Source organism: Streptomyces sp. NPDC085524 (assembly GCF_044541755.1).
Lineage (GTDB): Bacteria > Actinomycetota > Actinomycetes > Streptomycetales > Streptomycetaceae > Streptomyces.
On record NZ_JBITTH010000012.1, the window covers coordinates 83,951 to 102,541 of the forward strand.

The window sequence follows — 18,591 nt, forward strand, 5'->3', positions numbered from 1 at the left end:
GTCGCCCACATTTTACCTTGGTCGGCCAAGTAATGGGGTACGCTGCCTCTCGCAGCCAATACTTGGCCGACCAATGATCACGACCCACGATCTCTTTGTGAGGCAGAAATGACCACCGCCTTCGACTCGGTCCACCTCGCCGGCGCCACCCTCGCCAACCGGATCGCCCTCGCACCCATGACCCGCAGCCGCGCGGGTGAGGGCGGCGTCGCAACCGGCCTCGTCGCCGAGTACTACACCCAGCGCGCGTCCGCCGGTCTGATCATCAGCGAGGGGATCCAGCCCTCCGTCGTCGGACAGGGCTACCCCTTCACCCCCGGCCTGCACAGCGCCGAGCAGGTCGCGTCCTGGCGCGAGGTGACCGACTCCGTGCACGCGGCGGGCGGCAGGATCTTCGCCCAGCTGATGCACTCCGGGCGCATCGGCCACCCTTCGCTGCTTCCCGACGGCCTCGTCCCCGTGGCCCCGTCGGCGGTGGCCGCCGAGGGACAGCTCTTCACCGGGGACGGGATGAAGGACTTCGTGACCCCTCACGAGCTGACCGGAGCCGAGGTACGGCAGACCATCGCCGACTTCGCGGAGGCGGCCCGCAACGCGGTGGAGGCCGGATTCGACGGGGTGGAGCTGCACGGGGCCAACGGCTATCTGATCCACCAGTTCCTCGCCCCCGGCTCGAACCTGCGCACCGACGAGTGGGGCGGCCCGGTGGAGAACCGGATCCGCTTCGCGGTGGAGGCGGTCAAGGCGGTGGCCGCCGCGATCGGCGCCGAGCGCACCGCTCTGCGCGTCTCGCCCGGGAACCCGTACAACGGCATCTCGGAGCCCGACCCGCAGCCCGCGTACGAGGCGCTGGTCAAGGAGATCGACGGACTCGGCCTCGCCTACCTCCACGTCCTGGAGTACGGACCCGCGGCACGGGAGGCCACGCTCGCCCTGCGCAAGCAGTTCTCCGGCCCGCTCGTGCTCAATCCGGCGACCGAAGGCCCCACCGACCACCGCGCCCTCACGCTGGTCGAGGACGGCACCGCCGACGTCCTCGCCTTCGGCGCCCTCTTCCTGGCCAACCCCGACCTGCCCGAGCGGCTGCGCACCGAAGGCCCGTACAACACACCGGACCCGTCCACCTTCTTCGGGGGAGACGCCCGCGGTTACACGGACTACCCGACCCGCTAGGCCATCTCGGCAGGCCCGGAGCCGGCCCGCGCGCCGGCCGGCTCCGGGACGCGGCCGGCGCGGCGCCGGGCCGTCTCCTCCCCCGCGCCCGCCCCATGGGCCGATCGGATGAAGAGGCACCCCCGTCACCTGGCCTACTCTGGACCGGCAACGCAGGCCGGGGGGCGAGCGCAAAGGAAGACCGCCTCCATGGGCATCACCAGCATTTCCGCACGCCGTCGGCGGGCCGGCTCCGCCGTGGCGGCCGCCGTCCTCGGCCTCGTGGCAGCAGCCGCCGCACCGGCCCTCGCCGCCACCGGCGGCCCGTCGGGCGGCAGCTCCGCCGCGCACTCCCCCGGCTCCGCCCGGGAGGCCGCCGCGATCCCGCCCGCGATCTCGCGACTGGCGCAGGGACCTGGCCGCGGCGTGGCCATCACCATCGACGACGGTCCGGACCCCCGCTGGACCCCTCAGGTCCTCCAGGTGCTGCGGGAGAACCACGTCAAGGCCACCTTCTGCATGATCGGCACCAAGGCGCAGAAGTACCCGGACCTGGTCCGCTCGGTCGCCGCCGACGGGCACCGGCTGTGCGACCACTCCGTCGACCATGACGTCACGATGGACCACAAGCCCGTCGCGTACCAGAAGCAGCAGATACTCGACGGCAAGGCCATGATCGAGAAGGCCGTGCCGGGTGTCCCCGTCACCTACTACCGCGCGCCGGGCGGTGCCTTCACCCCCGCGAGCCGCGCGATCGCCGCGGCGAGCGGCATGCGGCCCCTGGGCTGGAGCGTGGACCCCAAGGACTGGAGCCGGCCGGGCCTGCCGGCCATCGTCGCAGCCGTGGAGGAGCAGCTTCCGCTGCGGCCGACCGTGCTCTTCCACGACGGGGGCGGGGACCGCAGCGAAACCGTCGCCGCGCTCAAGGAGTACCTGCCCTGGCTCAGGGCGCAGGGCTACGCGTTCGCCTTCCCGGCCCGCACCACCCCGTAGGGGCGGGCCGGACGGACCCCTCGCCCGCCCGCTCGCCCGCGCCGGACCGCGCCACCTCGTGACACGGCATGATCCCGGGGTACAGAATCGGTGAGCCGGGGTGGGGCCGAGGGGCGGGGGCGCTGATGGGCCGGGTACTGCGTGTGGGGATCGCCGTCGTGGTGGCGGGGTTCGTGTTCTGGTGGGCGTCGTACTACACGACGATCGCCGTCTGGGAGCTGCGGAAGCTCTTCGCCTGGTTCGCCCTGCCCCTGCTCGCCGCGGCGGGGACCGTGGCGGTGTGGCTGGTCGTGCGGTGGCGGCGACGGCGTGCCGGGCACCTCGTGGGCGCCGGGGACTCGGCGGCCGCCTTCGGATGCCTGGGGGCCCTCGTGGGGCTGGCCCTCGCCGTCGGCTGGCTGGTGTACGGGGCGTACCTCCAGGACCGTGCGTACATGGCCACGGCGCAGATCGTGACCGATCCCGTGCCCGGCCTGACGGCCCGGGCACCCTATGTCGTCGGCAAGGCGCAGGCCGCCCCGCATCTGGGCGATGTCACGGGTGACATCGCCGACATCACCTACCTGCCCGACTCGGACCGGTTCGGCACCCTGGTGGAGCGACGCGGCTGGCTGTCCGGGTACGAGGTGGGCCTCGTGCAGGACGTGCCCCTCGGCGGCGAGAGCCGCAGCCAGGACCGCTGCCCCTTCGACGTGTCCGTGGCGGACGCCCGGATCGGCGGCTGGTTCTCGCACAACCTCGGCAGGAAGATCTCGGCCCAGAAGCGCTGGGTCCGCTTCGAGGCCGACGACGCCTACGTGACCTGTTCGGGCGGCACGCCGACCGTGGTCGTCCCGCTCAAGCGCCAGACCGGGTTCTTCGTCGTGACCGAACGCCCCGCGGGTGTCGCGCTCTACGACGGGCGGACCGGGAAGCTCACGATCACCACCGACACCTCCGCCGTTCCGGGTCCCTCGTATCCGATCAGCATCGCGGCCCGCCAGCGCGAGGCGACGGCCGCCGTGGGCGGCTTCGGAGACTGGTGGTTCGAGCGCAGCGGCTGGGACGCCTCGGAGGACGGCGCCAACGAGGGGAACGAGTCCGAGTTCACCCTGCGGTACCGCGACGAGGCCGGGCGCAGCGCGTACGTCACCCCGCTCACACCGCAGGGGGAGGCCAGTTCGGTCGTGGCCGTGTCGACGATACCCACCCGCCACTCGGGCGGAGGGCTCGCGCCGATGACCGTGCACCGCCTCGATCCGGCGTGGTCGTCCCCGAAGGCGCTCGTGGCCCTGATCAAGGCCGAGTACCGGGACGTCTGCTGCTACAACGACGACCAGGTGTTCGAGGTCGTGCCCACCGGCGGCAGCACGTGGACGGCCACCGTGGGCAGCGAGCAGAACATCCGCTACCGGGTGGAGGGGAAGGGGCAGGTCGGCGGCCGGGAGGCGACCTGTCTGAAGGCCGCCGACGGAGCGCTCATCCGGTGCGCGTACGCGGCGCCGGGCTCGCCCGAGGAGCAGGAGCTCAAGCGCCGGGAGCAGCAGAAACAGCAGGAGGCGGCCTCGAAGGGCCCGGGTGATCCGGGCGACCTCGCGGGGTACGACAACGGGCAGCTGGCCGACCTCCAGCGCCGTGTGAGCGAGGAGATCGGCCGCCGCCTGAAGGCGGCCGGGTGACCGGATGCCGGACGGGCGCTCTCAGCGCCTCGCGTTGAGCTCCGCGACGATCGATGCGGGGGTGTGGCCGCTGCCGTCCGACAGCCGGTGGAAGTCGACGGAGACGTAGTTCGGGTCGCGCCCCCCGGTGGCGGTGCGGCACTGCTCGGCGATGCGGTTGCGGAGCTTGGCGCCGTTGTCGAGGGAGGCCGTCAGGACGGTGGGCACGTTGCGGTGGTGGCTCATCGTGAACAGCCGCCGGAATCCCGGCTCCTGGCGGTCCAGCGGCACGTCGGGCCAGCGGGTGACGCACGCGAGGTCGTTGCCCATGTCGCCGAGGCTCCAGTAGTTGCTCACCGTCCAGGACCTGTCGTACATGACGCCCAGGTGCTCGCGGTCGGACCGGTCGGAGAAGACGAGCAGGCGCTTCCCGGCCGTGACGAGGTCGGCCACCTTCGGCCAGCCGTGCTGCCGCACGCTCCAGTCGTCGGGCCGGAACAGCAGCTCCGGCAGCCCCCTGACCCGGCCGAGGGACTGCCCCAGCTGGTCGGCGCTGACGTAGTCCTCCAGGAAGACGGTCACGACCTCCTGGGGATGGGTGTCGAGGAAGTCCACCACGGTCTGCATGGTGCCCTGGAAGGACTGCCTCGGCAGGGCGTAGGTGGCACCGGCGAAGGTCTTGCAGTCGCCGTGGCACAGGTACACGTCGCTGGGGTAGCAGTCGCTGCCGAAGCTGATCACGCAGAGCCAGGTGCTGCGCTCGTACCAGTGCGTGTCCAGGCTCAGGCCCCGGACGCCGTTGTCGAGCTGGGCGCGCACCGACTCGGACTGGTTCACCGAACTCCAGCGCGAGTACTCGTAGTTGGTGAAGGCGTTGTGGGTGGTCAGGAAGGCGACCTCGTCGAGGCGGCGGTCGCCCCAGCGGGCGTCGGCGGCTGCGGACGCCGGTGCGGCGTGCGCCGCCGTGGTGGCGGCGGTGGACGCGGTGGCGGCGCCCGGCGCGGTGGCGGCGGACGCGGTGGCGGCGCCCGGCGCGGCCAGGAGGGCCAGCGGGAGGAGGCACACGACGGAGAGCCGGCGGATTCTCCGCAGGATCCTGTAGAGCATGCTCATGTCAACCATGGAGGGACGTTAGCGCGCGGACCCGCCATCGGCCACCAGGCAGGGGCGGGTGGCCGGCGTGGCGGTGGCCCCGCGGGGCGCCGAACTCCCACAGGACTCAAGGGATTCCGCGGGTCACCCCAGGCCATCCGCCGTCCATCCGCCGGGCGGCGCCTCCCGGCGCGTCGGAACGGTCAGCGGACTCGGGCGGCGATGGCCCGCGCGCAGGCGAGCGACTCGGTGTGCGTCGTGTCCACCTCCAGGTCGTACGACACGCCCTCGTGGACCAGGTCCGCCTGCGCCGCGGCCATCCCCCGGACCCGGTCGCCCCGGGCGGTCTCACGGCCCTCGGCGACCGCGCTCTCGCACCTGACGCCGACCCACAGCGCGTCCAGCCCCCCGAGCGCCTTCAGCCAACGCTGCTGGGAGGCCGCCCCGCCGAGGAAGACCTCGTCGACGATGACCCTGGCTCCGGCCCGGGCCATCGCCACGATGCCTTCCGTCCAGGCCTGCTCCAGCGCCCGGAACTCCGCGCCGACGCTCACCCCGCCGTCGGCGGCGAAGGTGATCCCCCCGTCCGACGCCCGCATCCGCGCGGGCAGCGCGTCGACGAAGGAGTCGCAGCCGAACGCCGGCCACGGATCGGGCAGCACGGCCTGCAGGCAGCGCACGATGCCGGACTTCCCCGAGCTGGAACCACCGTTGAGAATGATCATCCGAGTCGTCACCCGGCCACCGTAGGACGCCGGCCGCACGGCACGAAGCGAATTCCGGCAAGGCCTACCCCGCGGCGTACCGTTCGGCCAGTGCCGCCACCGCTTCGGCGACCGCCCGGCGGAGTTCGGGCGGGCCGAGGACCTCCGCTTCGGGGCCGAGGCGCAGCAGGTCGCCGACCGCGACGGCGTGCGTCTCCACGGGCAGGCGGACGTGGAGCCAGCCCTCCGCGTCGACGGCGTCCGGGCCTGCCTCCTCCGCGTCCGCGAGGGCGCGTACGCCGGCCGCGCCGAAGTGCATGGGCAGCAGTCTGCGGGCGCGCGGGGAGAGCCGCAGGACGGCGGTCTGCCGCAGCAGCGAGTTCTCCAGGCGGCGGGAGCTCTCCTGCCAGTACGCGGCGAGGTCGAAGCCGGCGGGCCGCTCGAATCCCTCGTCCAGGGTCTCCACGGACAGGAACCGCCCCACGCGGTAGGTCCGCACCGCCTCCTCGTCCGCCCTGGCCACCAGGTACCAGATGCCGCCCTTGACCACGAGGCCGAGCGGGCTCAGCTCGCGGCGGACCTCCCCGCCCCAGCGCCGGTAGTGCGTGCGCAGGATCCGCTGGTCCCACACCGCCTGCGCGATCTGCGCGAGGTGCGGTACGGGGTCGGCGTCGCGGAACCAGGCCGGGGCGTCGAGGTGGAAGCGGGCCTGGATCTGCCGGGCCCGGGAGGCGAGTTCGGCGGGCAGGGACGCCTGGAGCTTGAGCTGCGCGGCGGCCAGGTCGGAGCCGAGGCCGAGTTCCCGCGCGGGGCCGGGCACTCCGGCGAGGAACAGCGAGCCGGCCTGGGCGTCGGTCAGGCCGGTGAGGCGGGTGCGGTAGCCGTCCATCAGCCGGAACCCGCCCGCCGGGCCCCGGTCGGCGTGCACGGGGACCCCGGAGGCGCCGAGGGCCTCGACGTCCCGGTAGACCGTACGGACCGACACCTCCAGTTCGGCGGCGAGTTCGGGGGCCGTCATCCGGCCGCGGTTCTGGAGCAGCAGGAGCAGGGAGAGGAGCCGGTCTGCGCGCATGGAGGCCATTGTCCGGGATACCTGACAGAAGGTGTCAGGTATCCCGGACAGGCTGTTCCCACGCCGGGGGCACGAACGCCCGCCGGCCGACGACGCACAGCGCCTGGAGGACCACCATGCCCACGCCCACCCCCGCGCAGACCGGCGGCAGCTTCACCTTCGCCGACTGGGAGGAGCAGCCCGTCGGCCCGGCCGACACCGCACCGCGGCTCGCCCGCGCGACGGTGACCAACTCCTTCTCCGGCACGATCGAGGCTCCCGGCACCCGGTGCGCCTACACGATCGGTTACACCGGGGAGACGACCGGCACGTACACCGGCATGGAGCTCCTGTCCGGCACCGTCGACGGGCGCAAGGGGACCTTCGTCCTGGAGGAGCGGGGCGACTTCGACTCCTCGGGCACGCGCTGCCGCTTCGAGGTGGTCCCCGGCTCCGGCACCGGCGAACTGGACGGCCTTTCGGGATCCGGCGGGTTCAGCTACCTGCACGGCGAGCAGTCCGTCGCGTACACGTTCACGTACACGCTCGGCTGAGCCGTCCCCCTCGACGGCCGACCGCCTGGACGTTGCGTACGTCGCGGCCCGGGGAGCGGTGCCGCCTCGGATTTCCCTTCCGGTGTCAGACACGTCGCCCCCGGATAAGTTGCCTGGAAGACAAGACCGGGTGAGGAGCGAGGAGGTCCCGCGTGTCGGATGCGGCGAGGGGGCTGGAGTACCGCTACGTGGGGCCGGCCGAGCTGCGGAGCCTGGTCCGGCCGGAGGCCGTGGGGACGGGCATCCGCTCGGCCGCGGACCTCGAGGGCCGGCTGTGCGCCCTGCCGCGGGAGGAGACGGCCGAGCCCTTCACCTTCGTCGTGGACCCGGCGGGAGTGCTGCGGCTCGCGGCGCGTCGGAGCGAGCACGTGGTGTGCGCCGGCGGCGGAACCGTCCTCGCGGCCGGGGAGATGGGCTTCCGGAGGGAGTCCGGCCGGTGGGTGGTCGCCGAGGTCAGCAACCAGTCGACCGGATACTGCCCGGACACCACCTCGTGGGCGGCCGTCGCGGAGGCCCTGGACGCGGCGGGCATCGCGCATCCGGGCGGCTTCACGCACGAGGTGGTCTTCCGGCGCTGCCCCGGATGCGGCGAGCTCGGCATCGTGCGGGACGGGGACTACTTCTGCGTCTTCTGCGGCGCGGGACTGCCCGAGGAGTGGAACGTGGACGGGGTCCGCCGACCCCGCCGTCCCGATGCTTAGGGCACGTCCGGCGCCGGGCGGACCAGCGGCGGGTTGACGCGGGCGAAGCCCTCCTGGCGTTCGTACGGGAAGTAGGGGTACGGGGCCGGCCTGTGGCTCGCCGCGTCGAGGCGGGCCGTCTGCTCGGGCGACAGCGTCCAGCCGATCGCGCCGATGTTCTGCCGCAGCTGGGCCTCGTTGCGGGCGCCGACGATGACGGAGGACACGGTGGGGCGCCCCAGCAGCCAGTTGATGGCCACCTGGGGGATGCTCCGGCCCGTCTCCCGCGCGACCTCGTCGAGGGCGTCGACCACGTCGTAGAGGTATCCGTCCTCGACCGGCGGGCCGTAGTCGGCCGTCTCGTGCAGGCGGCTCTGCGGGGGCAGCGGCCGGCCGCGGCGCAGCTTGCCGGTCAGGCGGCCCCAGCCGAGCGGGCTCCAGACCACGGCGCCGACGCCCTGGTCGTTGCCGAGCGGCATCAGCTCCCACTCGTAGTCCCGGCCGACGAGGGAGTAGTGGACCTGGTGGGCCGCGTAGCGCGGGAAACCGTGCTTCTCGGAGGCGGCCAGGGACTTCATCAGCTGCCAGCCCGCGAAGTTGGAGACGCCGACGTAGCGGATCTTGCCGGCCCGCACCAGCTGGTCGAGCGTGGACAGCACCTCCTCGACGGGGGTGGCGGCGTCGAAGGCGTGCAGCTGGAAGAGGTCGATGTGGTCGGTGCCGAGCCGGCGCAGCGCGTCCTCCGTCGCCCTGATCAGGCGCGAGCGGGAGGTTCCGGCGTCGCCCGGTCCGTCACCGGTCGGCAGGCCGGCCTTGGTGGAGAGCAGCACCTCGTCCCGGCGGCCCTTGACCGCCTGCCCCAGGACCTCCTCGGAGGCGCCCGCCGAGTACACGTCGGCGGTGTCGAACATCGTGATGCCCGCCTCCAGGCAGATGTCCACCAGCCGCCGCGCCTCCTGCGCGTCCGTCGTGCCCCAGGCTCCGAACAGCGGCCCCCGACCGCCGAAGGTGCCGGCGCCGAAGCTGAGGGCGGGGACCTTGAGGCCGGACGTGCCGAGCTGCCTGTATTCCATGGTGGATCCCTCCAGCGAGCAGTAATGGAACCTTGGACCCGTTAAGGTGGCTTCAACCTAACAGGAGATCGCCACTAATGAAACCGGAGACCCGTTATGCCATCCAGTGAGGGAGCCGAGCCGGGAAGCGTGCGCCCCGGGGGCCGTACGGCCCGGGTCCGGGCCGCGGTGCTGGAGGCGGCCGGGGACACCCTCGCCGAGCAGGGCTTCCACGGGCTGGACCTGGCGGAGATCGCCCGCCGCGCCGAGGTGGGGAAGACGACCGTGTACCGCCGCTGGGGAACCGTCACCGGCCTCGTCGCGGATCTGCTGGCGGACATGGCCGAACAGTCCCTGCCGCGCGCCGAGACCGGCTCGCTGCTGGAGGACATGCGGGCCAACGCCGCCCTCGTCCGCCGCACCCTGGCCGACCCCCGTCAGGGGGCGCTCTTCAAGGCCGTGATCGCCGCCGCCACGAGCGACGCGAAGACCGCGCAGGCGCTGCACCGCTTCTACGAGGTCCGCGTCGCCGAGTGGGCGCCGTGCGTCGTGGAGGCCGTCGCCAGGGGCGAACTGCCGGAGGGCACCGACGCCGCCGAGGTGGTCCGCGCCGTATCGGCCCCCCTCTACTACCGCTTCCTGACCTCGGGAGCCCCGCTGGACGAGGACACGGCGGAGCGGGCGGCCCGGGCGGCCGTCGCGGCGGCCCGCGCGGGGGTCTTCACCGGGTGACCCCCGGGGCCAGGGCCCAGGGCTGGATCACCAGCACCCAGATCCCGTACATGGGGACGGCCAGCAGGACCACGAAGGCGTCGCTCTGGACCCGGGTCAGCCAGCGGTGGGCCCGCCCGGTCAGCCGCCGCCGGCGCAGGGCCGACCTGGCGATCTCGTGGCCGGCCTCACGGGAGGCGAACAGGGCGGCGGGCAGCGCCGCCACGGCGGCCACGAGGTGGCCGGCCGGCGCGGAACGGGGCAGGAGCAGGCCTGCGACGAGCACGGCCGCGGCGATCAGGAACCAGGCGGAGGCCCGGAATCCCAGCAGAGCGACCGCCTGGCTCCACACCTGCTCGGTCTTGTGGCCGATCCTTCCCACGGGGGCGCGGCCGACGGCGGCCATGACCTCCTCGCCTTCGGCGACCGTGGCGGCCGCCTCCGCTCGATCGCGTTCGATCACCAGCCCCATGGCGTACGTCAGGACGCGCTCGGCGCGCACCACAGGGCTCGGCGACGGGCGCTTCGGTGTGCTCATCACTCCTCCGGGGGCGGGCGGCAAGCGCAAGTATCACCGGTCGGGTTTGCCGCGGCTGAGCTGGTCCACGAGTTCGGCGAGGTCCTCACAGACCTGTTCGATCTTGAGGCGGATGTTGTTCTGCTCGGTGACGAGCGCCGACAGCAGCAGGCCCGTCAGGGCCGCGGCTCCGTTGAGGGCCTGCAGGTTGACCATGATCTCGAAGAGGGTGCGGCCGGCGAACGGGCCCTCGCGGTCGATGGCGGCCGAGATCGCCAGGACCGAGATGATCAGGGCGCACGGCGCGGCCCCGGCCAGCTGGAAACGCACCGCCGCCCAGATGAGCAGCGGGAACACCAGGAACAGCATGGACAGAGAAGTCAGGGTGGCCGCGAGGGTGACGCCCACCGCCGCGGCCAGCAGCGCCACCGCCTCGGCCACCCGGTAGGCGTCGGCCGGCCACCTGATGGTGGGCAGGACGAGCAGCACCGGGGTCACGATCAGCACCCCCATCGCGTCCCCCGCCCACCAGGCCCACCACGTCGGCCAGAACTCGGCGAACGGCAGGTCCCCGCTGAGCACCAGGGTCCAGGTCCCGGTGCTCGCGCTGATCAGCATGGGGACGAGGCCGCCCAGGAAGACCAGCGCCAGCCCGTCGCGCAGCCGGTCCAGCTCGATGCGGAAGCCGGCCATGCGGAGCAGCATGTACGCGCACACCGGGGCGAGGGTGTTCCCGGCGACGATGACCAGGCCGGCCGGGTCGAACGTGGTGATCTGCTCGATCGCGAGGTACGTGCCGAGCGCGATCCCCGGCCAGATCCGCAGGCCCATCCAGAGCAGGCAGGCCACGGCGATGCCGGTGGGCGGCCACAGCGGCGTGACCATCGCTCCCTCGACGACCACGCGGTGACGCAGGCCCAGACGGCCGCCGGCGTAGTAGGCGACGGCGACGGCGAGGATCGGAAGGATGACTGCGGGGAAATGTCGCCATCGCTCGGTGCGCACCACAGCATCAGACAACAGCCGCCGGGTCCGGCGGCCCGTGACACGCGCGATCGGGGTCCACGGCCCGTCCCGGCCGGGCGGCGCGTGCGGCCCGTAGGCCCCCGTCCTCGCCCGTTCAGGCCCCGTCCTCGCCCGTCGTTGCACTTCCGGGCCCGTCATGGCTGAGGACGAGCACCGCTGCGTCGTCGGCGTGGCCGGTGGAGTCGGCCACCTTCATCACCTCGGCCGCCAGCTCCTCGGGATCGGAGCCCGCCCCCTCCCTGACCACGCGCACCACGCGCTGCAGCCCCTCGTCGATCGGGAACGCCGGTCCTTCGACCACGCCGTCGGTGAGCAGGACGATCGACCCGGCGGTGGCGATCCGGCGCCTGGTGACCGCGTATCCGCCGCCGGGCAGCATGCCCAGCGGCGGACCTCCGGCGTCCTCGGCTATCCCGCACCGGCCGTCGACGGTGGCCCAGACGGCGGGTACGTGACCGGCCCGGGCGCTTTCGATCTCCCAGGTCTCCGGGTCGAAGCGGAGCAGGGTGCAGGTGGCGAACAGTTCCCGGCCCATGGCGAGCAGCACCTCGTTCGCCCTGGTCAGCACTTCGCCGGGATCGTCGACCACCGAGGCCACGGCGCGCAGGCCGATCCGGACCTGCCCCATGAAGGCCGCCGCCTCCACGTCGTGGCCCTGTACGTCGCCGATGGAGAAGGCGAGGGAGCCCTCGGAGAGCCGGAAGCCGTCGTACCAGTCGCCGCCGATGTCCAGGCCGTGCCGGGCGGGCGCGTACCGGGCCGCGGCACGCAGACCCGGCACGACGGGCAGCGAGGCAGGCAGCAGCTCGCGCTGGAGCGCCTCGGCCAGCTCCACGCGGGCCTGCTGGAGCTCGACCCCTTCCCGGGTCTGGGCCGCGAGCCGCCGCAGGGTGCTCAGCAGCTCGGCGCTGGTCGCCCGCGGTGTCCGCCGCGGGCTCATGGACCGCTCCGAGGTGCAGGTGAATCCATTCGCCTCTGCTTCCGGTGTACGAAGGGCCCGCCACTCATCGTATTTCCGGTCGGCCCACCGCGCGCGTCCCGTCGGGCGGCCCTCCTAGACTCCCGGGATGACCAGCGATCTTCTTCGTCTGACGGTTCTCGGTTCCGCGACGCCCTATCCCGACGTGGACAACCCCTGCTCCGGCTACCTGGTGTCCGCCGGCGGCACGCGCGTATGGGTGGACGCGGGCACGGGGACCCTGGCGCAGCTGCGGAGGTACGTGGGCCTGGACGAGCTCGACGCGATATGGATCTCGCACTTGCACGCGGACCACACCGCGGACCTGCTCACCGCCTACTACGGCGCGCTCTACGCGGACGTGCGGCTCCCCGCCCCGGTCCCGCTGTACGGGCCGCCGGGCATCGCCGGCCGGCTGGCGGACTTCCTCACCAACACCGCGACCCGCAGCCCCGTCGAGTCCGCCTTCGCCGTCCACGAGCTGTACGACGGCCACCGCGCGCAGGTCGGCGCGCTCACGCTGACCAGCCGGTCGGTGGCGCACGGTCTGCCCGCCTTCGCCGTACGGATCGAAGGTGCGGGCGCGTCCCTGGTGTACTCGGGGGACACCGCCCCGTGCGCCGCGCTGACGGCGCTGGCCGAGGGGTGCGACGTACTGCTGTGCGAGGCCGACAGCCCCGGGGCACCGGCCTCCGGCGAGCAGGTGCACCACACGCCCGAGGACGCCGGGGAGACGGCGCGCGCGGCCCGGGCCGGACGGCTGGTCGTCACGCACGTCGGGCCCTCCCTCACCCCGGAGCAGGCGGTGTCGCGCGCCGCCGCGCGGTACCGGGGGCCCGTGGAGTACGCGGCGCCGGGCGCGGTGTTCGTCGTCCGTTAGGGCGCAGTCGCGATTTCGGCGTGCGCGGGGGCGGTCCCGTGGGCGACGGTGGGACCAGCCGGACCGGCCGGTGCATCTGAGGAGGCTCTGCGTGGACTGGACTCTCGAAGTCGTCATGGTGCCCGTCACCGACCTGGACCGGGCGAAGGAGTTCTACGCCGACAAGGTGGGCTTCACGGTCGACCTGGACGACGAGGTCGCCCCCGGGGTGCGCATCCTCCAGCTGACCCCGCCCGGCTCCCGGTGCTCCATCACGCTGGAACGGGGCATGCCGCCGATTCCCGGAACGCAGCCGATGGCACCGGGGACCTTGCGGGGCCTCCAGCTCTGCGTCACGGACATCGAGGCGGCGCGCGACGAGCTGGTGGCCCGCGGCGTGGACGTCTCGCCCGTCCGGCACATCGGTGAGACCGGATGGGAGGACGGGAAGGGCGACACCTGGAACTCGTTCATCACCTTCGCGGATCCGGACGGGAACGGCTGGATCGTGCAGGAGGCCCCTTCGGAGCTCTCGCAGCGCTGAGCGCCGCCGGTGCCGACGGCAGGCGGACGACGAAACGGGCCCCGCGCGGGGAGTCCCCGGCGGTGAGCGTGCCGCCGTGATGGGCGGTCAGGTCGCGGGCGATGGCGAGGCCCAGGCCGGCGCCGCCGTGGTCGCGGCTGCGGGCGTCGTCGAGGCGGGTGAACCGTTCGAAGACCCGTTCCCGGTCCTCCGGCGGGATGCCGGGGCCGTCGTCGGTGACCTCCAGGACGGCGGTGCGGCCCTCGGTGCGCAGGGCGAGCCGGACCTCGCGGTCCGCGAAGCGCTGGGCGTTGTCGAGGAGGTTGGTGACCACCCGGGTGAGCCACAGTTCGCTGCCGGTCACCACGAGCGGGGGCGCCGGCTCCGTCCGCACGGGGACGCGGTCGCCCAGCCGTGCGTCGACGGCGGCCCGGACCAGTTCGGTCAGGTCGAGCGGGACGGCCGCCACGGGCTGGGCCGCGTCGATCCGGGCGAGCAGGAGCAGGTCGGCGGCGAGTTGCTGGAGGCGCTCGGTGTCCTCGAGCGCGCCGCCGATCAGCTCGGGCCACAGCTCCGGGTCCCGGACGGCGAGGGCCACTTCCAGCTGGGTGCGCAGCACGGTGATGGGGCTGCGCAGTTCGTGGGAGGCGTCGGCGATGAACTGGCGCTGGCGGACGCCCGAGGCCTCCAGCCGGTCCAGGGTGGTGTTCATGGTCTGCGCGAGGCGGGCGACCTCGTCGCGGGTGTCCGGCACCGGCACCCGGCGGTGCAGGTCGCGGTCGGTGATCGCGGCCACTTCGGCGCGGATCGCCTCGACCGGGCCGAGGGCGCGGCCGGTGACCCGCCAGGTGACGAGGCCGACGGTGAGCAGGAGCAGCGGTACGCCGAAGGCGAGCGCGGCCGTGGTGGTGTCGTCGGCGGCGTCCACATCGCGCAGGGAGGCGCCCGCGTAGACGGTGAGGATGCCGTCGGGGGTGTCCGTGGTGACCTGGACGACCTGCTGGCGGTGCTCGACGCCGAGCGGGCGGCCCTTCCAGGCGCGGATGCGGCGGCCGGACACCGGGGGTCCGGCGGGACCGATCGGCGGTACTCCGGCCAGGTTCGGGGTGGCCAGGACGACGCGGCCGTCGGCCCCGACGACCTGGACGAAGTCGACGCCGTGGACGAGCGGCCGCACCCGGTCGAGGTTCCCGGCGGCCGCGAGCCGGGCCACGGTCTGGGCCTGCCGGAGCGCGTCCTCCTCGGCGCCCCGGACCAGGTTGGCCTCGAGCAGCCCGAGGAGTACGTACGAGGCCAGGCCGAGGGCGAGGGCGACGACGGCGACGGCGCCCGCGGTGGCCCGGGCCCGGACGGTCGTGGGCCACAGGCGGCGCAGCCCGGGGAGGGCGCGGAGGCGGGGGAAGCGGCGGCGCGGGGCCGCGGGCTCAGCCACCGTCGGCCGCCAGCCGGTAGCCCGCGCCCCGTACGGTCTCCAGGGCGGCCCGGCCGAACGGGGCGTCTATCTTGCGGCGTACGGCGCTGATGTGGACCTCGACGACGTTGGGATCGCCGTCGAAGGCGCTGTCCCAGACCTGTTCGAGTATCTCCCGCTTCGGTACCACCTCGCCGGGGCGCCGGGCGAGGTATTCGAGCACGGCGAACTCCCGCGCCGTCAGCCGGATCCGGGTGTCGCCGCGGGATCAGAGGTGGCGGGCGGGGTCGAGCAGCAGGTCGCCGAAGCGCATGGTCTGCGGGCTGCGGCGGCCGGTGCGGCGGCCGAGCGCGCGGAGGCGGGCGACGAGGACGAGGTAGGAGAACGGCTTCGAGAGGAAGTCGTCGGCGCCCGTGTCCAGGGCCTCCGCTTCGTCGTACTCCCCGTCCTTGGCGGTGAGCATGAGGATGCCCGACTCGTTTCCGGCGGCGCGCAGCCGGGCGCAGACCCGGTAGCCGTTGAGTCCGGGCAGCATGATGTCGAGCACGATGACGTCGTAGTCGTGCTCGGTGGCCATCCACAGTCCCTGCGGGCCGTCGTGGGCCAGGTCCACCGTGAATCCCTCGGCCTGCAGCCCCCGCTGCAGGGCCACGGCGAGCCGCCGTTCGTCTTCCACCACCAGTACGCGCATGGCGCCCAGGGTCTCAGGCCGCGCGGGCACGAGGCTGAAGGGGTCTTCAGGCGGCTTCAGGTGGGCTTCAGGTTTCCCTGCGCATGCTCTGGGCGAGCAGCCGGGCGGAGTGCCCGGGGTCATGAGGAGCACCCGTATGTCTGAGTCTTTCCCCCCGCCGCCGGAGCAGCAGCCGCAGCCCGAGCAGACTGCGCAGTCCGAGCAGCCGGCCGCGGACCCCGCGAAGCCCGCCGGTCCCGCACGCCTCGTGCCGCAGGGCCGTGGTGCCCGCTGGGCGGCGCTCGGCGCGGCCGTGGTGCTCGTCGGCGGCGGTGCGGCCGCGGTGACGGCGCTGGCCGTGTCCGGCCACCACCGGGAGGGCCACCCGGTCCGGGTCGCGGTCCGTGAGGGCGGTCCGGAGGGCCTGCACAAGGCCGGTCCCGAGGGGATGGGCAAGCCCGGGCGGCCCGAGGGCATGGGCAAGCACCGCGAGGCGCTGCCGGGCGGCCCCGGGGGCTTCGAGAAGGCGGCCCCCGCACCGCTGCCGTCCCTGGCCGTCGGCGAGGCGGCGGAGAAGGCCGCTGCGGCGGTGACCGGCGGCAAGGTCGAGGGCATCCGGGTGGTCGGCCAGGAGGGCGGCGGCAGCGCGTGGCGGGCCGTGGTGCTCGGTCCGGACGGCGTCCGGCACGCCGTCACGGTGTCCGGCACGGACGGCGCGATCACGGGCAACGTGGTGCTGTCCGGGCGGTGATCCGGGCCGTCCGACCGGGGCGGTGACGGGGCCGGGGCGGCGGCCCCGCTCCGGGCTGAAGTAGCGTTCGGTCATGAGCATGCCCCCGCCGCCCCCGCAGTCCCCCGGCCCGTACGGGCCCCCGCAGCAGCCGAATCCGTACGGCGGAGGGCAGTACCCGCAGCAGCCGTTCCCCCAGCAGTACCCCGGGCACCAGCCGCCGCAGCCGTTCCCGCAGCAGCCCTACGCCGGCCAAGGCGCCTGGGGGCAGCCGCCGGTGGGGCCGCCGCCGCGCAGGAACCGGACCGGCACGGTGGTCTGGATCGTCGTGGGCTCACTGGTCGGGCTCGGCGTCCTCGGGTTCGCGGTGAACCGGCTCTCGCAGGCGGGAGTGCTGGCGGGCGGATCCGGTTTCCCCGCGGCCGAGTACCGGCTGACGGTGCCGAAGACCCTGCTGGCGGGCGAGTTCGAGCTGGCCCAGGACCTGTCGGAGAGCGAGGGCGGGAAGGCGATCAAGAACTCCTACGACCCGAAGATCCGCAATCCTCAGCCGGTGGTCGGCCAGTACACCGCGAGTTCGGCGAACGGCGCGGGCGTCCTCGTCCTCTCGGGGATGTACGGCCAGTTCAAGGATCCCGCGGGGGCCCGCCGGAAGATGCTGGCCGGTGCCGCGGACGCCGACGGCGCGACCGTCGCCGTCCCCGCCCGGGACATCACTCCTCCCGGCTCCGACATCACCGTGTCCTGCGAGGTGCTGACCTCGAAGCAGAACGGCGCCACCGTCACCCTGCCGATGTGCGCCTGGGCGGACGGGAACACGGGGGCCTCGGTCGCGGTCGTCACGCCGGAGACCTCGCAGCAGGCTCCCGGGAAGGTCGACCTCGCCAAGATGGCCGAGACCACCGCCAAGGTGCGCGCGGAGGCCCGTCAGCCGATCGGCTGACGGGGCGCCGCCGCGCGGACCCGCCGACGGCCGTCCGGACGCGCCGCCGACCGCTTCGGGCGGCGGCGGCGTCTACTGGGAGCGTCAGGGAACACGACGGCTTCTGTGGAGGACGGGCCGGCATGCGGAAGATCGCGGCGCAGTTTTTCATCTCGCTCGACGGCGTCGTGGAGGCGCCCGACGAGTGGCACTTCCCGTACTTCAACGAGGAGATGGGGGCGGCCGTGGACGCCACCCTCGGCTCGGCCGACACCCTGCTCCTCGGCCGCAGGACCTATGACAGCTTCGCCGGGGCCTGGCCCGGGCGGGAGGCCGCCGGGGGCGAGGACGCCCCCTTCGCCAAGGTCCTCGGCGACGCGAGGAAGATCGTGGTGTCGAACCGGCCTCTCGAACCGGCCTGGCGCAACACCGAGCGCGTCGAGGGCGACCTCGCCGGGACCGTGGCGGCCCTGAAGAACGGACCGGGCACGGGTCGCATCTGGACCAGCGGCTCGGTCTCCGTCGTCCGTCAGCTGATGGCCGCGGGGCAGCTGGACGAGCTCAACCTGCTGGTGCACCCGATCGCCGTCCGCAAGGGCCTGCGGCTCTTCGAGGACGGCGACGCCGCCGTCCCGCTGACGCTGCTCTCGTGCGAGACCTTCCGCACCGGTGTGCTGAACCTGTTCTACGCACCCGCCGCGGCCGCCGGCCACGGCACGTACGAGGACGCCAAGGCCCATCTCCCTCAGCACTGACCTGCGTCCTGTGGACGCGGCCGGTCGGCGATCTCCATGGCCCGGGCGCGGAAGGCTTCCCGGTCCTGCGGCGGGATGCGCAGTTCGGCGGGCACGAGAGCGGAGGCGGCCGCGTCGAGGAGGTCGGCGAGGCCGAGGTGGCACCAGTCCCGGTGCACGCCGTTGTAGGCGGACATCAGGGGGCCGACCCGCTCGCGGATCCGGACCGCTTCGGCGTGCCCGACCCCGTTGCGCGCCAGCCGGTCCAGGGTCTGCGCCCGGTGCCGGGCGTCGAACCGGGTGTCGAGGAAGGGTTCGAGCAGGTCGCCCCGGGTGTCGGGGCGGCGGCGCACCGGTATCCGCTTCTCGGCGCAGAACCGTTCGAGCGCGGCTCCGTCGCGGGCGGACACGAAGACCGTGTCGCCCGCGACGGTGCCCAGCTCCGGCGGGCTCGCGGCCGGGTCGGCGTCCCTGACGGCCGCCGCGGGCAGGGCCCGTCGCGGGGCGGCGCCGTCCGCGGCGGGTACGGAGTCCGGGAAAGCCGCCCAGTCGGCGAGGACGTGGATGCTCACCGCACCAGTCCTGCCGTACGGCGGGCCGGTCGGGAGGGACCCG

The 18,591-nt window shown here is 73.7% G+C and carries 20 protein-coding genes and 1 pseudogene; 11 read left to right on the forward strand and 10 right to left on the reverse strand.

Features of this window, described 5'->3' with window-relative positions; genetic code table 11:
* Positions 1–108: 108 nt before the first annotated feature.
* From ACIGFK_RS20115 to ACIGFK_RS20125, 3 genes are all read left to right on the forward strand, one after another.
* Positions 109–1,173, forward strand: coding sequence for an alkene reductase (locus ACIGFK_RS20115; RefSeq protein ID WP_400052949.1), 1,065 nt, complete (start codon positions 109–111; stop codon positions 1,171–1,173).
* 189 nt (positions 1,174–1,362) lie between these two features.
* The gene (locus ACIGFK_RS20120; protein ID WP_376656051.1) at positions 1,363–2,145 is read left to right on the forward strand and encodes a polysaccharide deacetylase family protein; all 783 of its coding nucleotides are present in this window, start codon (positions 1,363–1,365) and stop codon (positions 2,143–2,145) included.
* 125 nt (positions 2,146–2,270) lie between these two features.
* On the forward strand, positions 2,271–3,803 hold the full coding sequence (locus ACIGFK_RS20125) for a hypothetical protein (RefSeq protein WP_376656050.1): 1,533 nt from the start codon (positions 2,271–2,273) through the stop codon (positions 3,801–3,803).
* A 21-nt stretch (positions 3,804–3,824) separates the two neighbouring features.
* Here the strand turns inward: ACIGFK_RS20125 and ACIGFK_RS20130 are convergent, their stop codons facing one another.
* The 3 genes from ACIGFK_RS20130 to ACIGFK_RS20140 all read right to left on the reverse strand — a co-directional run bounded on the left by ACIGFK_RS20130 (position 3,825) and on the right by ACIGFK_RS20140 (position 6,650).
* Complete coding sequence (locus tag ACIGFK_RS20130; protein WP_400052950.1) at positions 3,825–4,904, reverse strand: PI-PLC domain-containing protein; 1,080 nt, start codon at positions 4,902–4,904, stop codon at positions 3,825–3,827.
* A 173-nt stretch (positions 4,905–5,077) separates the two neighbouring features.
* Positions 5,078–5,611, reverse strand: coding sequence for a chloramphenicol phosphotransferase CPT (cpt, locus tag ACIGFK_RS20135; RefSeq protein ID WP_376656048.1), 534 nt, complete (start codon positions 5,609–5,611; stop codon positions 5,078–5,080).
* Positions 5,612–5,663: 52 nt separating this feature from the next.
* Positions 5,664–6,650 carry a helix-turn-helix transcriptional regulator gene (locus ACIGFK_RS20140; protein WP_400052952.1) on the reverse strand — a complete coding sequence of 329 codons (987 nt, stop codon included), beginning with the start codon at positions 6,648–6,650 and terminating at the stop codon, positions 5,664–5,666.
* Positions 6,651–6,766: 116 nt separating this feature from the next.
* Here ACIGFK_RS20140 and ACIGFK_RS20145 point away from each other — a divergent pair, with 116 nt between their 5' ends.
* The gene (locus tag ACIGFK_RS20145; RefSeq protein ID WP_400052955.1) at positions 6,767–7,183 is read left to right on the forward strand and encodes a DUF3224 domain-containing protein; all 417 of its coding nucleotides are present in this window, start codon (positions 6,767–6,769) and stop codon (positions 7,181–7,183) included.
* A gap of 152 nt (positions 7,184–7,335) precedes the next feature.
* Complete coding sequence (locus ACIGFK_RS20150) at positions 7,336–7,884, forward strand: hypothetical protein (protein ID WP_400052956.1); 549 nt, start codon at positions 7,336–7,338, stop codon at positions 7,882–7,884.
* Here the strand turns inward: ACIGFK_RS20150 and ACIGFK_RS20155 are convergent.
* Positions 7,881–8,936 (reverse strand): aldo/keto reductase, encoded by a 1,056-nt coding sequence (locus tag ACIGFK_RS20155; RefSeq protein WP_376656044.1) that lies wholly within the window; start codon positions 8,934–8,936, stop codon positions 7,881–7,883. The genes ACIGFK_RS20150 and ACIGFK_RS20155 overlap by 4 nt on opposite strands.
* Before the next feature lie 96 nt (positions 8,937–9,032).
* On the opposite strand from ACIGFK_RS20155, the gene ACIGFK_RS20160 reads away from it, so the two are divergent.
* A complete protein-coding gene (locus ACIGFK_RS20160; protein ID WP_376656043.1) occupies positions 9,033–9,647 on the forward strand; it encodes a TetR/AcrR family transcriptional regulator in 615 nt (204 codons plus the stop codon).
* On the opposite strand, the gene ACIGFK_RS20165 is transcribed toward ACIGFK_RS20160, so the two are convergent.
* The 3 genes from ACIGFK_RS20165 to ACIGFK_RS20175 form a co-directional block, all read right to left on the reverse strand.
* Complete coding sequence (locus tag ACIGFK_RS20165; RefSeq protein WP_376656042.1) at positions 9,637–10,164, reverse strand: hypothetical protein; 528 nt, start codon at positions 10,162–10,164, stop codon at positions 9,637–9,639. The genes ACIGFK_RS20160 and ACIGFK_RS20165 overlap by 11 nt on opposite strands.
* A gap of 33 nt (positions 10,165–10,197) precedes the next feature.
* Positions 10,198–11,151 carry an MASE1 domain-containing protein gene (locus ACIGFK_RS20170; RefSeq protein ID WP_386465576.1) on the reverse strand — a complete coding sequence of 318 codons (954 nt, stop codon included), beginning with the start codon at positions 11,149–11,151 and terminating at the stop codon, positions 10,198–10,200.
* Between the two features lie 112 nt (positions 11,152–11,263).
* Entirely contained in the window at positions 11,264–12,109 is an 846-nt protein-coding gene (locus ACIGFK_RS20175) for a PP2C family protein-serine/threonine phosphatase (RefSeq protein WP_376656040.1), read from the reverse strand.
* Between the two features lie 127 nt (positions 12,110–12,236).
* On the opposite strand from ACIGFK_RS20175, the gene ACIGFK_RS20180 reads away from it, so the two are divergent.
* Entirely contained in the window at positions 12,237–13,007 is a 771-nt protein-coding gene (locus ACIGFK_RS20180; RefSeq protein WP_376656039.1) for an MBL fold metallo-hydrolase, read from the forward strand.
* Between the two features lie 91 nt (positions 13,008–13,098).
* On the forward strand, positions 13,099–13,530 hold the full coding sequence (locus ACIGFK_RS20185) for a VOC family protein (RefSeq protein ID WP_376656038.1): 432 nt from the start codon (positions 13,099–13,101) through the stop codon (positions 13,528–13,530).
* On the opposite strand, the gene ACIGFK_RS20190 is transcribed toward ACIGFK_RS20185, so the two are convergent.
* The gene (locus ACIGFK_RS20190; RefSeq protein WP_400053067.1) at positions 13,460–14,875 is read right to left on the reverse strand and encodes a sensor histidine kinase; all 1,416 of its coding nucleotides are present in this window, start codon (positions 14,873–14,875) and stop codon (positions 13,460–13,462) included. The genes ACIGFK_RS20185 and ACIGFK_RS20190 overlap by 71 nt on opposite strands.
* 58 nt (positions 14,876–14,933) lie before the next feature.
* Positions 14,934–15,611 (reverse strand): annotated as a pseudogene (locus ACIGFK_RS20195) (response regulator transcription factor).
* Positions 15,612–15,747: 136 nt separating this feature from the next.
* Here ACIGFK_RS20195 and ACIGFK_RS20200 point away from each other — a divergent pair.
* From ACIGFK_RS20200 to ACIGFK_RS20210, 3 genes are all read left to right on the forward strand, one after another.
* On the forward strand, positions 15,748–16,341 hold the full coding sequence (locus ACIGFK_RS20200; protein WP_400052960.1) for a hypothetical protein: 594 nt from the start codon (positions 15,748–15,750) through the stop codon (positions 16,339–16,341).
* A gap of 73 nt (positions 16,342–16,414) precedes the next feature.
* The gene (locus ACIGFK_RS20205; protein ID WP_376656035.1) at positions 16,415–17,263 is read left to right on the forward strand and encodes a hypothetical protein; all 849 of its coding nucleotides are present in this window, start codon (positions 16,415–16,417) and stop codon (positions 17,261–17,263) included.
* Positions 17,264–17,385: 122 nt separating this feature from the next.
* Positions 17,386–17,997, forward strand: coding sequence for a dihydrofolate reductase family protein (locus tag ACIGFK_RS20210; RefSeq protein ID WP_386465592.1), 612 nt, complete (start codon positions 17,386–17,388; stop codon positions 17,995–17,997).
* Here the strand turns inward: ACIGFK_RS20210 and ACIGFK_RS20215 are convergent.
* The gene (locus ACIGFK_RS20215) at positions 17,988–18,548 is read right to left on the reverse strand and encodes a hypothetical protein (protein WP_400052963.1); all 561 of its coding nucleotides are present in this window, start codon (positions 18,546–18,548) and stop codon (positions 17,988–17,990) included. The two genes, ACIGFK_RS20210 and ACIGFK_RS20215, sit on opposite strands and share 10 nt — an antisense overlap.
* Positions 18,549–18,591: the final 43 nt, after the last annotated feature.